Here is an 11,807-nt window from a genome sequence, read left to right on the forward strand (position 1 = left end):
AGATCAACGGGCTGAATTCATAGGCAAAAAAACAATAATCTTTGAAAAAGAGCCAAAAATAATACTTCATTTAAATAATCATAAAGTGGTGAGAATGTTGATTTTTGTTTTCGACGTAGGGAATACGAATATCGTTCTGGGTGTATATGACCAAGATGAATTAAAGCATCATTGGCGAATTGAAACCAACCGGAATAAAACAGAAGATGAATATGGAATGATTGTAAAGTCTCTGTTTGACAATGAGAATCTTTCCTTTTCAGATATAGATGGCATTATCATTTCCTCGGTAGTGCCGCCAATTATGTTTTCGCTTGAAAGAATGTGCCAGAAATATTTCCATGTGAAGCCTCTTGTTGTAGGTCCTGGCATCAAGACAGGTTTAAACATCAAGTATGATAACCCGAAAGAAGTGGGTGCAGACCGCATTGTCAACGCAGTCGCTGCCATTCATGAATACGGAAGCCCGTTAGTTATTGTCGATTTTGGAACAGCCACTACCTATTGCTATATCAATGAAAATAAACAATATATGGGCGGCGCCATTGCCCCGGGAATCGGGATTTCAACAGAGGCTCTTTATTCCCGTGCAGCGAAGCTTCCGCGAATAGAAATTGCCCGACCTGATCATATTGTCGGAAAAAATACCGTATCTGCCATGCAGGCTGGAATTCTTTATGGTTACGTCGGCCAGGTTGAAGGTATAGTAAAAAGAATGAAAGATCAGGCAGATGAAAAGCCGACTGTCATTGCCACGGGAGGCCTTGCGGGGCTCATCGCACAAGAGTCGGATATCATTGATGTTGTGGATCCATTTTTAACACTAAAGGGCCTGCAGATTATTTATAAACGAAATATGGAAAACATAAAGAAATAGCAAGCTTAAAAAGCTGCTTTCATTAAAGCAGTTTCTCTCGAAAGGAGCAAAAAATGAGCGATTATTTAGTAAAAGCACTTGCATATGATGGACAAGTCCGTGCCTATGCATCCCGCACTACCGATACAGTTGGGGAGGGCCAGCGCAGACATTATACATGGCCAACCGCGTCAGCTGCTTTAGGAAGAGCCATGACGGCTGGCGTGATGATGGGTGCGATGCTGAAGGGCGATAACAAACTGACGGTCAAAATCGAAGGCGGCGGCCCAATTGGCGCCATTCTGGTAGACAGCAATGCAAATGGAGAGGTGCGCGGATATGTAACAAACCCGCAGACGCACTTCGATCTTAATGAGCAGGGCAAGCTTGACGTTCGCCGCGCGGTCGGCACTGAAGGGACCCTGTCGGTCGTGAAGGACATTGGCATGAGAGAACACTTCACAGGACAGGTTCCGCTGATTTCGGGAGAACTTGGGGAAGACTTCACCTATTACTTTGTTACTTCTGAACAGGTTCCTTCTTCTGTTGGGGTGGGTGTCCTTGTTAACCCTGACAATTCCATTCTTGCCGCTGGGGGATTCATTCTTCAGCTTATGCCGGGAACGGATGAAGAGACGATCACTCTAATTGAAAACAGACTGAAAGAAATCCCGCCTGTATCCAAATTGATTCAGCAGGGATTAACGCCTGAAGAGCTATTGGAAACGATTCTTGGCGAAGATAATGTGAAGTTCCTTGAAAAGCTTCCTGTATCCTTCACCTGCACATGTTCAAAAGAGCGTTTTGCCAATGCGATTATCAGCCTCGGTGAAGACGAGATCCAGCAGATGATCGATGAAGACGGCCAGGCTGAAGCTTCCTGCCACTTCTGCAACGAGAAATATCATTACACAAAAGAAGAACTGGAAGAATTGAAAAACGAAGTAAAGTGATAATATAAGCGTTTGCCGGTCCTGAGGCCGGGGCCAAACGCTTTTGTTTTTTTGAACTTAAAGAAATGTCCAGCTTCAGTGCCTGCCGCCTCGAGTGTCGGGGAGGGACAGGTGCTTGCGCTTTTCTTAGGGGGAGGAGCACTTGGAAAAGAGACAGCTTTTAATGATCATTGGCGGTTTAGTGTTGCTGAATCTTATCACATTGGCCATTCTGCTTTTTAAAGGCGATGGGAGCGGGGAAGCAGTAGCTGAAATCGGCGGAGAAAAAATCACTCGCCAGGAATGGATGAGTGAGATGGAAACGAAGTACGGAAAAACCACCTTAAGCGAATTAATCGATCAAAAGGTCATTGAGGAAGCCGGGAAAAAATACGGGGTGAAAATCTCTGATAAGGCAGTAGATCTTGAGCTGAAAATGGTCAAGACGATGTACGGCGGCAATTTCACCGATGAGATGAGTGAAGACAAATGGAGAAGGCAAATCAAGAACAATCTTATTCTTGAAGAGCTGCTGACGGCTGATGTCTCTGTCTCAGAAGAGGAATTGAAGAGCTACTATGAAGAGAACAGCAGCCAATTTCATGTTCCTGACAGCTATCACATCTCTCAAATCATTGTGAAAACAAAAGAAGAAGCAGAGCAGACAGTGAAGGAGCTAGAAGAAGGCTCCAGCTTTTCTGTGCTGGCGATGGAGCGGTCCATTGATGAATTCACTGCCAACCTTGGGGGAAATGCAGGGTATGTCAGTGAAGATGATGAGCACATACCGGCAGAAGTCCTGGAACAGGTCAAAGACCTGAAGCCCGGCAAATGGACCAAGCCGGTAAAAACAGAAGATGGCTATGCTGTTGTCATGCTTCATGAGCATTTAAAGGGAGAAAAGTATTCCTTTAAAGAGGTGAAAAACATGATTCGCCGCCAGATAGCACTTGAGCAGATGGATGTTCCTGTCTCTGCCAAGCCGTTTTGGAAAGAGACGGATGTGGAATGGTTTTACGGTGAGAAGTAAATATAAAAACACGGAGCGAATTCCGTGTTTTTTTCTGCCTAAATTGAGTATCATGAATAGAGATGGGTATTTATCTATAATGACAAAAGTATGAATTTTCTTTTAAATAGCAGTCAAATTCATTGACATTCCCATTGGAAATTGGTAAATTTAGATTAAACCAATAAAAATAGTCGGAAATAAGGAGTGGGGAAAATGGTACGTGTAGCAAATTCAATTGCAGATCTTGTTGGCCATACGCCAATTGTGAAACTAAACCGTCTAGTTGATGATAATAGCGCAGATGTTTATCTGAAATTGGAATACATGAATCCGGGGAGCAGCGTAAAAGACCGTATTGCCCTGGCAATGATCACGGCTGCAGAGAAAGATGGAAGTCTTAAACCAGGTGATACCATCATTGAACCGACAAGCGGAAATACAGGAATCGGATTAGCGATGATTGCCGCAGCCAAAGGCTATAAAGCCGTTCTTGTGATGCCGGAGACAATGAGTATGGAGCGCCGCAACCTGCTGCGTGCATACGGAGCTGACCTTGTCCTCACACCTGGACCGGAAGGAATGAACGGTGCGATCCGCAAGGCGCAGGAGCTGGCTAAGGAACATGGCTATTTCGTGCCACAGCAGTTTGAGAATCCTGCGAACCCTGAAATTCACCGTTTAACAACAGGACCTGAAATTGCAGAGCAAATGGGTGACCAGCTGGATGCCTTCATTTCCGGAATCGGAACAGGCGGAACCATTACAGGAGCCGGCCAGGTGCTTAAAGAAAAATATAAAAACATCAAAATTTACGCAGTGGAGCCAACTGATTCACCTGTCCTATCAGGCGGAAAACCAGGACCGCATAAAATCCAGGGCATTGGAGCGGGATTTGTGCCGGATACACTGGATACAAAGGTTTATGATGAAGTAATCCAGATTACGAACGATGAGGCATTTGATTATGCCCGCCGTGCGGCCAAGGAAGAAGGTATCCTTGGAGGAATTTCCTCCGGTGCGGCGATCAGTGCGGCACTGAAGGTCGCTAAAGAGCTTGGCAAGGGCAAAAAAGTTCTGGCCATTCTTCCAAGTAATGGCGAACGTTATTTAAGTACTCCTTTATACCAATTTGAAGCGGAATAATTGATAGGACAGCGGTCTCTGATGGCCGCTGTTTTTTGTTTAATAAAAATTATGAAAGCATGCCCTGTATCATGTATGATGAAAAATAGAGAACTATATAGGGGTGACTTTTAGTGAAGCATCTTCAGATTCATGCAAAAAAAATACCATATACATATAACCGGTTTTTCCGCACATACCGCTCGCTGTCGGAGGGATTGCCCTATCATGTTTTACTGGAAAGCGGACGGGGAGGCAGGTACAGTATTGCAGCTTTTGAGCCGGAAGCCATTTTAACAGGCAAAAATTCACAGCTTGAAATCAATGCAAACGGAGAAAAGCAGGTGCTCGAAGGCAACCCCCTTCACCTGATGCAGGAATGGCTGAATCAATATAAAGCAGATAAGCTTGAAGAACTTCCTGACTTTCAGGGAGGTGCCATCGGATTCATCAGCTATGACTACGCGCGATATATCGAGAAGCTTCCGGATGAAGCCCGGGATGATCTGCAAATACCTGATATCCACTTTTTTATTTATAAAGATTGCTTTGTCTTTGATCATGAAACAGAACAGCTCTGGCTTCTATTCTTATATGAAAAAGAGGAAGAGCACTCGATCGGGGAACGGGCAGAGAATTGGGAGCAGAAATGGAAGAATGAGAGCGGAAAGCCTTCTGAGGCAGGGGGATGCTGTCAGGCAGAACAAACACTTGGAGTATCCATGGACGAAGAAGAATTCCAGTCTGCTGTCCGGAGTGTTCAGGAATATATTTCACAGGGAGATGTCTTTCAGGTGAATCTATCGGTACGACAAAGCCGCCCTATGCATACTGAGGCTATGGATGTATACGAACAGCTGAGAGTGTTAAATCCTTCTCCATACATGGGATATTTTCACACACCTGCATACCAGCTTGTGAGCGCATCACCGGAGCTGCTGATTAAGAAAAAAGGAAACACCGTCAGCACGCGGCCGATTGCCGGAACAAGATCCCGCGGGAAGGATCATGAGGAGGACCTCGAGCTCGCCAGTGAACTGATTGAAAATGAGAAAGAGCGTGCAGAGCACGTAATGCTGGTTGACCTGGAGAGAAATGACCTGGGAAGAGTCTGCGAATATGGAACAGTTGAAGTGGATGAGTTCATGGTTATTGAAAAATACTCACATGTAATGCATATCGTTTCAAATGTAAAAGGGGAGCTTGCTGACGGGAAGAATGCGGTTGATATCATTGACGCTGTATTTCCCGGGGGAACGATTACAGGTGCCCCTAAAGTGCGCACCATGGAAATCATTGAAGAGCTTGAACCGGTCACAAGGGGACCATACACCGGCTCTCTTGGCTGGATCAATTTCAGCGGTGATCTGGAGCTGAATATCATCATCCGCACTATGCTCGTGAAAGATGGACAGGCTCATGTGCAGGCAGGTGCAGGCATCGTCATTGACTCCAATCCGAAAAATGAATATAAAGAGTCGCTGAAGAAGGCGATTGCTCTTTGGAAAGCAAAAGAACTCGCAGAACAGGCAAAAGGGGATCAGCTATGATTTATATGATCGATAATTATGATTCTTTTACGTATAATCTCGTGCAGTATCTCGGTGAATTAGGCGAAGAGCTGGTTGTCAAAAGAAACGATGAAACATCGATTTCTGAAATAGGCAGTATGCAGCCGAAGTTCCTGATGATCTCTCCGGGGCCGTGCAGCCCGAATGAAGCAGGCATCAGCCTGAAAGCCATTGAAGCTTTTGCAGGCAAAATCCCTGTCTTTGGCGTTTGTCTGGGACATCAGTCGATTGCTCAAGTATTCGGGGGCGATGTGGTGCAGGCGGAGCGTCTGATGCATGGTAAAACCTCTGACATTTTTCATGATGGAAAAACCATATTTAAAGACCTGCCCAACCCTTTTCCTGCTACCCGCTACCATTCGCTGATTGTCAAAAAGGAAACACTTCCGGACTGTCTTGAGGTGTCTGCATGGACAGCTGAGGGAGAAATTATGGCCATTCGCCATAAGGAACTGCCTGTAGAAGGTGTCCAATTCCACCCTGAGTCGATTATGACTGCGGCCGGAAAGGAACTCCTTCAGAATTTTATTCAGCATTACAAAGCCGCACTGCAGGCAGAGGGGCTGTAAACATTGTATATTTATATGAATGGGGAAGTTGTCAGGAAAGAAGAGGCCAGAATCTCTCCTTTTGATCATGGCTTTTTATATGGAATGGGGCTGTTTGAGACGTTCCGTGTCTATAATGGGCATCCCTTTTTATTGGACGATCATCTGGAGAGGCTGAACCAAAGCCTTAAAGCCATAAATATAGAAGCTGGCTACACAAGGGAACAAGTGCTCGAGATGCTTGAAATGCTGCTTGGAAAAAACGGATACTATAATGCCTATATCCGGATGAATGTGTCAGCGGGTAACGGCGAGATTGGCCTGCAGACAGATTCGTACAAAAACCCGAATACGATTATTTTCTGCAAACCGCTTCCGCCAAGAAATGCAAGCGCAGAAAAGCAGGCAGTGATGCTGGAGATTCCCCGCAATACACCTGAAGGGGCCGAACGTTTGAAGTCCCACCATTATTTAAATAACATTCTGGCTAAAAAGGAAGCGGGGGACGATCCAGGCATAGAAGGGATCTTTCTGACCAGGGATGGCTACCTGGCAGAAGGGGTCACTTCGAATTTATTCTGGATTCGTGATGGCCAGTTATTTACCCCGTCTCTTCAAACCGGCATACTAAACGGCATTACCCGGAAATTTGTGATCAGGCTTGCCGAAAAGCTGGAGATGAATGTGCAGGAAGGCCTGTACAGACCGGAAGCTGTAAGGGATGCGGATGAAGTTTTTGTCACGAATTCCATCCAGGAAATTGTGCCAATTTCCTCGTTTGACGGCCATTCTATGCCTGGGGTATCCGGGAAGAAAACATCGGAGCTCCAGATGCACTATGAAAACCGCTGTGAACACTTATGGAGCAGGAATGAACTGTAGGAGGATTCAGAATGTCTAAAAAAACAATTCAGTGTGGGCCATATACGCTTGATTACGGGAAGAAAACCATTGTGATGGGAATTTTGAATGCAACGCCTGACTCCTTTTCGGATGGGGGCAAATACAGTCAGCAGGATCTGGCAGTCAAGCATGCTCTTGAAATGGTTGAAAACGGAGCAGATATCATCGATGTCGGCGGCGAGTCAACCCGTCCGGGATTTGATCCGGTGCCTGCAGACGAAGAGCTGAGACGTGTTCTTCCTGTTATCGAGGCAATTTCAAAGGAAGTGGATGTTCCGATATCCATTGATACCTATAAAGCGGAAGTCGCCAGGCAGGCCATTGAAGCCGGGGCCAACATTATCAATGATGTGTGGGGAGCCAAAGCCGATCCTGAAATGGCGGCAGCTGCAGCAGAAACAGGGGCGCCGATCATACTAATGCATAACCGCAAGGATATGGAATACACATCCTTTTTCCGTGATGTCATGAATGACCTGTACGAAAGCATAGCGCTTGTAAAGTCTGCAGGTGTTAAAGACGAGAATATTATCCTTGACCCGGGCATCGGCTTTGCCAAGGACTTGAACTATAACATGGAAATGATGAGGGATTTGGACAAGCTTGTGGCTATCGGGTATCCTGTGCTGCTAGGCACATCGAAGAAGCGGATGATCGGAACCATTCTGGACCTTCCGGTTGAGGAGCGGACAGAAGGAACGGGAGCAACGGTGTGCTTCGGCATCCAAAAGGGCTGCCAGATGATCCGCATTCATGATGTAAAGGAAATGAGCCGAATGGCTAAAATGATGGACGCTTTAATGGGAAAAGGTGATTACAATGGATAAAATTTATGTGAACCGAATGGAGTTTTACGGCTACCATGGTGTTTTCCCGGAAGAAACACGGCTTGGCCAGCGCTTTGCTGTAGACCTTACTGTCGAAGCAGACCTGAAAAAGGCGGGGGAAACGGATAATCTTGATGACTCCATTAACTATGGTGAGCTGTATGCAGTGTGCAAAGAGGTGGTGGAAGGGAAGCCCTATAAGCTGGTTGAAGCTGTCGCAGAAAAACTGGCAGCAGAACTGCTTTCCCGTTTCCCGCTGATTCTGCAGCTGACGGTAAAAGTCATCAAGCCTGATCCGCCTATTCCCGGCCACTATCAATCAGTAGCGGTCGAGATTACGAGAGGCAGATCATGAGGAACACCGCCTTTATTGCGCTCGGCTCAAATATCGGAAGCCGGTTTAACCACTTGAAGAAAGCAGTTGAGAGGATTAATCAGCTTCCGGAAACCCAAGTGGTAAATACTTCATCTGTTTATGAAACAGATCCGGTCGGTTATGAAGATCAAGAACAATTTTTGAATATGGCAATCCAAATTTCTACCGGCTTAAATCCTTTTGAATTGCTGGATGCATGCCTTGATATCGAATTACAGCTTGGGAGAAAAAGGGAAATCCATTGGGGCCCGCGGACAATAGACCTTGACATTTTGCTGTATAGTCACGAAAATATTGAAACAGAGAAGCTAATAGTTCCTCATCCTCGGATGCATGAAAGAGCGTTTGTCCTTGTTCCTCTTTTAGAGGTTGATTCCAGCATCAGGCTTCCGAAGATGGAGCGGCCTTTAATTTCAATACTGGAAGATATACCTGACAGAGAGGGAGTACGGATATGGAAGCAGAAAAATGGGGAAGACGTATTCGCGCTTTTCGAAAGCTAAAAGGATTTACGCAAGAAGGATTTGCAAGAGAGCTGGGTGTATCGGTTTCAATTTTAGGTGAAATTGAAAGAGGAAACCGCATGCCTGCACCGGCTTTAATCGAGCAGATCGCTCTGGCGCTTAAAGTGACACAGGAAGAATTGGCTCCCATACAGGAGCAGGATTAATATATAAGTGAGAATAATGACAGAGGGAGGTGCAATTATGTTCAAAATAGGTGATATCGAGCTGAAAAACCGTGTGGTACTGGCTCCAATGGCCGGAGTATGTAATTCCGCTTTCCGTCTGACTGTGAAAGAATTCGGTGCCGGTCTTGTATGTGCGGAGATGGTCAGCGACAAAGGCATTGTCCTCCAGAACGAAAAAACGATGGACATGCTTTATATTGATGAAAGAGAAAAGCCGCTAAGCCTGCAGATCTTCGGAGGCAAAAAAGAAACGCTTGTAGAAGCGGCGAAATTTGTAGATCAAAATACGAATGCGGATATCATCGACATTAACATGGGCTGCCCTGTCCCTAAAATCACCAAATGTGATGCGGGTGCCAAGTGGCTGCTTGACCCGGATAAAATTTATGAAATGGTTTCTGCTGTAACAGCCGCTGTTGAAAAGCCGGTTACCGTAAAAATGCGGATGGGCTGGGATGAAGATCACATCTACGCTGTTAAAAACGCCCAGGCGGTTGAACGCGCAGGGGGCAAAGCTGTAGCCCTTCACGGCCGTACGCGTGTCCAGATGTATGAAGGACAAGCGAACTGGGATATTATCCGCGAAGTAAAGCAGAACATTAACATTCCGCTTATCGGAAATGGTGATGTGGAAACACCTCAGGATGCCAAGCGCATGCTGGATGAAACAGGCTGTGACGGTGTCATGATCGGACGGGCTGCCCTGGGGAATCCATGGATGATTTACCGTACAGTTAAATACCTTGAGACTGGCGAATTAATGGGTGAGCCTTCTGTACGCGAGAAAATGGATGTGTGCATCCTCCATCTGGACCGTCTGATTTCATTGAAGGGTGAACATATCGCTGTACTCGAAATGCGAAAGCATGCTGCATGGTACCTGAAAGGAATCCGCGGCAATGCGAAGGTCCGCAATGGAATTAATGAATCCAATACAAGAAAAGAATTGGTGAGTGTTCTTAACGCTCTTGTCCTTGATGCAGAAGAAAAAGAAAGAAGCCAGATACAGGCTGTATAAGCTGCGTAAAGTTTGACAGGCTGTCATTCTTTGCCTATAATACTTTTGATAAATGGAAGCTGCCAGTGCATGAACTGGCAGTTTTTATTCTATTTAACTATTTAGGATGTCTGATTTACCCGCTTTGTGTAAAATAATAGAGATATACATTTTTGAACGACCGCCGAATTGTGCGTACATAAAAAGATTTACAAAATGGAGATGATTTCAGTGAGCCAGAGTCATGAAGAATTAAATGACCAGTTGAAAGTAAGACGCGATAAAATGAACAGCTTGCGCGAACAGGGAATGGATCCTTTCGGGAAACGTTTCGACCGTTCACACCAAAGCAATGAATTAATTGAGCAGTACGGTGAGCTTGAGAAGGAAGAAATTGAGGAAAAGGATGTTTCTGTTACACTGGCAGGCCGTATCATGACGAAGCGCGGAAAAGGGAAAGCCGGATTCGCTCATGTACAGGACTTATCAGGGCAAATCCAAATCTATGTCCGCAAAGATGCTGTTGGAGAAGAAAGCTACTCCATCTTCGAAACTGCAGACCTGGGAGATATTGTCGGGATCAGCGGCAAGCTCTTTAAAACAAAAGTAGGCGAACTGTCTGTAAAAGCAGAGGAATTTGTCCTCCTGACAAAATCACTGCGTCCGCTGCCGGATAAGTTCCACGGGCTTAAGGACGTTGAGCAGCGCTACCGCCAGCGTTACCTGGATCTCATTATGAGTGAGGAAAGCAAAAAAACTTTCGTCACGAGAAGTCGCATTATCCAATCCATGCGCCGCTACCTTGACAGCAATGGCTACCTGGAAGTTGAAACACCTATGATGCATTCCATTGCAGGGGGTGCATCAGCACGTCCATTTATCACTCATCATAACGCACTGGATATGGAACTCTATATGCGTATCGCGATTGAGCTTCATCTGAAGCGTCTGATTGTGGGCGGCCTAGAAAAGGTATATGAAATTGGCCGCGTATTCCGTAATGAAGGTGTATCTACACGTCACAATCCTGAATTCACTATGATTGAATTATACGAAGCATATGCTGACTATAGAGATATCATGAGCCTGACTGAAAACCTTATTGCCCATATCGCCCAGGAAGTGCTTGGAACAACTACTGTGCAATACGGCGAGTACGAAGTGGATCTGAAGCCTGAATGGAAAAGGCTTCATATGGTAGATGCCATTAAGGAATACACAGGGGTAGACTTCTGGAAAGAAACAAGTAAGGAAGAAGCCCAGCAGCTTGCGAAAGAACATGGTGTTGAAATCAAAGACAATATGGAATATGGTCATATTGTTAATGAATTCTTCGAGCAGAAGGTTGAAGAGAAATTAATTCAGCCGACATTCATCTTTGGTCATCCTGTAGAAATTTCGCCGCTTGCGAAGAAAAATGACGAAGACCCGCGCTTTACTGATCGTTTTGAACTATTCATTGTAGCCCGTGAACATGCGAATGCCTTCACTGAGCTGAATGATCCGATTGATCAGCGCGAGCGCTTTGAAGCACAGCTGAAAGAACGTGAAGAGGGCAACGATGAAGCTCATATGATGGATGATGACTTTATTGAAGCTCTTGAATACGGCATGCCGCCAACGGGCGGACTTGGCATCGGAATTGATCGTGTTGTCATGCTGCTGACAAATTCACCTTCTATTAGAGATGTACTGTTATTCCCGTTAATGCGTCATCGTTAACACTCTATAAAATAAGGCAGAGTACAATGCGTGCTCTGTCTTTTTTGTTTTATTGAAAGGATATTAATCATGCATTTTCCGGGGCAGAATAATGGGAATATTTTTTCTTTCTCTTTTGCGAATAAAAGTGATAAAAACATATTGCATGTTGTCCTGTGAGGTGATATATTTATATTCGTTGCTGCAAGACAGCGACTTACAAAAAAGATTTTAAAAAAAGTTATTGACTCAGATAGTTGAATCTGATAAG

At 45.3% G+C, this 11,807-nt stretch carries 13 protein-coding genes; all 13 read left to right on the forward strand.

What is annotated here, in order from left to right:
• Positions 1–97 precede the first annotated feature (97 nt).
• The 13 genes from CHI10_RS20875 to lysS all read left to right on the forward strand — a co-directional run bounded on the left by CHI10_RS20875 (position 98) and on the right by lysS (position 11,557).
• Complete coding sequence (locus tag CHI10_RS20875; RefSeq protein WP_179289095.1) at positions 98–877, forward strand: type III pantothenate kinase; 780 nt, start codon at positions 98–100, stop codon at positions 875–877.
• A gap of 53 nt (positions 878–930) precedes the next feature.
• Positions 931–1,809, forward strand: coding sequence for an Hsp33 family molecular chaperone HslO (hslO, locus tag CHI10_RS20880; RefSeq protein ID WP_095246068.1), 879 nt, complete (start codon positions 931–933; stop codon positions 1,807–1,809).
• 142 nt (positions 1,810–1,951) lie between these two features.
• The gene (locus tag CHI10_RS20885; RefSeq protein ID WP_095246069.1) at positions 1,952–2,818 is read left to right on the forward strand and encodes a peptidyl-prolyl cis-trans isomerase; all 867 of its coding nucleotides are present in this window, start codon (positions 1,952–1,954) and stop codon (positions 2,816–2,818) included.
• A 195-nt stretch (positions 2,819–3,013) separates the two neighbouring features.
• Complete coding sequence (gene cysK / locus CHI10_RS20890; protein ID WP_095246070.1) at positions 3,014–3,943, forward strand: cysteine synthase A; 930 nt, start codon at positions 3,014–3,016, stop codon at positions 3,941–3,943.
• A 113-nt stretch (positions 3,944–4,056) separates the two neighbouring features.
• Positions 4,057–5,472 (forward strand): aminodeoxychorismate synthase, component I, encoded by a 1,416-nt coding sequence (pabB, locus tag CHI10_RS20895; protein ID WP_095246071.1) that lies wholly within the window; start codon positions 4,057–4,059, stop codon positions 5,470–5,472.
• Positions 5,469–6,062 (forward strand): aminodeoxychorismate/anthranilate synthase component II, encoded by a 594-nt coding sequence (gene pabA / locus CHI10_RS20900; RefSeq protein WP_095246072.1) that lies wholly within the window; start codon positions 5,469–5,471, stop codon positions 6,060–6,062. Before pabB ends, pabA begins: the two co-directional genes overlap by 4 nt.
• A 3-nt stretch (positions 6,063–6,065) precedes the next feature.
• On the forward strand, positions 6,066–6,923 hold the full coding sequence (pabC, locus tag CHI10_RS20905; protein ID WP_095246073.1) for an aminodeoxychorismate lyase: 858 nt from the start codon (positions 6,066–6,068) through the stop codon (positions 6,921–6,923).
• Between the two features lie 11 nt (positions 6,924–6,934).
• Positions 6,935–7,771, forward strand: a complete 837-nt coding sequence (folP, locus tag CHI10_RS20910; RefSeq protein WP_095246074.1) for a dihydropteroate synthase — start codon at positions 6,935–6,937, stop codon at positions 7,769–7,771.
• Positions 7,764–8,126 (forward strand): dihydroneopterin aldolase, encoded by a 363-nt coding sequence (gene folB, locus CHI10_RS20915; protein ID WP_053433218.1) that lies wholly within the window; start codon positions 7,764–7,766, stop codon positions 8,124–8,126. The genes folP and folB overlap by 8 nt, the downstream gene beginning before the upstream one ends.
• Positions 8,123–8,650, forward strand: a complete 528-nt coding sequence (gene folK, locus CHI10_RS20920) for a 2-amino-4-hydroxy-6-hydroxymethyldihydropteridine diphosphokinase (protein ID WP_095246075.1) — start codon at positions 8,123–8,125, stop codon at positions 8,648–8,650. The genes folB and folK overlap by 4 nt, the downstream gene beginning before the upstream one ends.
• Positions 8,602–8,817 (forward strand): helix-turn-helix domain-containing protein, encoded by a 216-nt coding sequence (locus tag CHI10_RS20925; RefSeq protein ID WP_095246076.1) that lies wholly within the window; start codon positions 8,602–8,604, stop codon positions 8,815–8,817. The genes folK and CHI10_RS20925 overlap by 49 nt, the downstream gene beginning before the upstream one ends.
• Before the next feature lie 37 nt (positions 8,818–8,854).
• Positions 8,855–9,856 carry a tRNA dihydrouridine synthase DusB gene (dusB, locus tag CHI10_RS20930; RefSeq protein ID WP_095246077.1) on the forward strand — a complete coding sequence of 334 codons (1,002 nt, stop codon included), beginning with the start codon at positions 8,855–8,857 and terminating at the stop codon, positions 9,854–9,856.
• Positions 9,857–10,057: 201 nt separating this feature from the next.
• On the forward strand, positions 10,058–11,557 hold the full coding sequence (lysS, locus tag CHI10_RS20935; RefSeq protein WP_095246079.1) for a lysine--tRNA ligase: 1,500 nt from the start codon (positions 10,058–10,060) through the stop codon (positions 11,555–11,557).
• The last annotated feature ends 250 nt before the right edge of the window (positions 11,558–11,807 follow it).

Source organism: Bacillus sp. 7894-2 (genome assembly GCF_002272225.1).
Lineage (GTDB): Bacteria > Bacillota > Bacilli > Bacillales > Cytobacillaceae > Cytobacillus.

Bases quoted from the DNA above. Each gene is read 5' to 3' on its own strand.
- hslO (WP_095246068.1), top strand. From the start codon at position 931: ATGAGCGATTATTTAGTAAAAGCACTTGCATATGATGGACAAGTCCGT.
- cysK (WP_095246070.1), top strand. From the start codon at position 3,014: ATGGTACGTGTAGCAAATTCAATTGCAGATCTTGTTGGCCATACGCCA.
- pabA (WP_095246072.1), top strand. From the start codon at position 5,469: ATGATTTATATGATCGATAATTATGATTCTTTTACGTATAATCTCGTG.
- folP (WP_095246074.1), top strand. From the start codon at position 6,935: ATGTCTAAAAAAACAATTCAGTGTGGGCCATATACGCTTGATTACGGG.
- folB (WP_053433218.1), top strand. From the start codon at position 7,764: ATGGATAAAATTTATGTGAACCGAATGGAGTTTTACGGCTACCATGGT.
- folK (WP_095246075.1), top strand. From the start codon at position 8,123: ATGAGGAACACCGCCTTTATTGCGCTCGGCTCAAATATCGGAAGCCGG.
- CHI10_RS20925 (WP_095246076.1), top strand. From the start codon at position 8,602: ATGGAAGCAGAAAAATGGGGAAGACGTATTCGCGCTTTTCGAAAGCTA.
- dusB (WP_095246077.1), top strand. From the start codon at position 8,855: ATGTTCAAAATAGGTGATATCGAGCTGAAAAACCGTGTGGTACTGGCT.
- lysS (WP_095246079.1), top strand. From the start codon at position 10,058: ATGATTTCAGTGAGCCAGAGTCATGAAGAATTAAATGACCAGTTGAAA.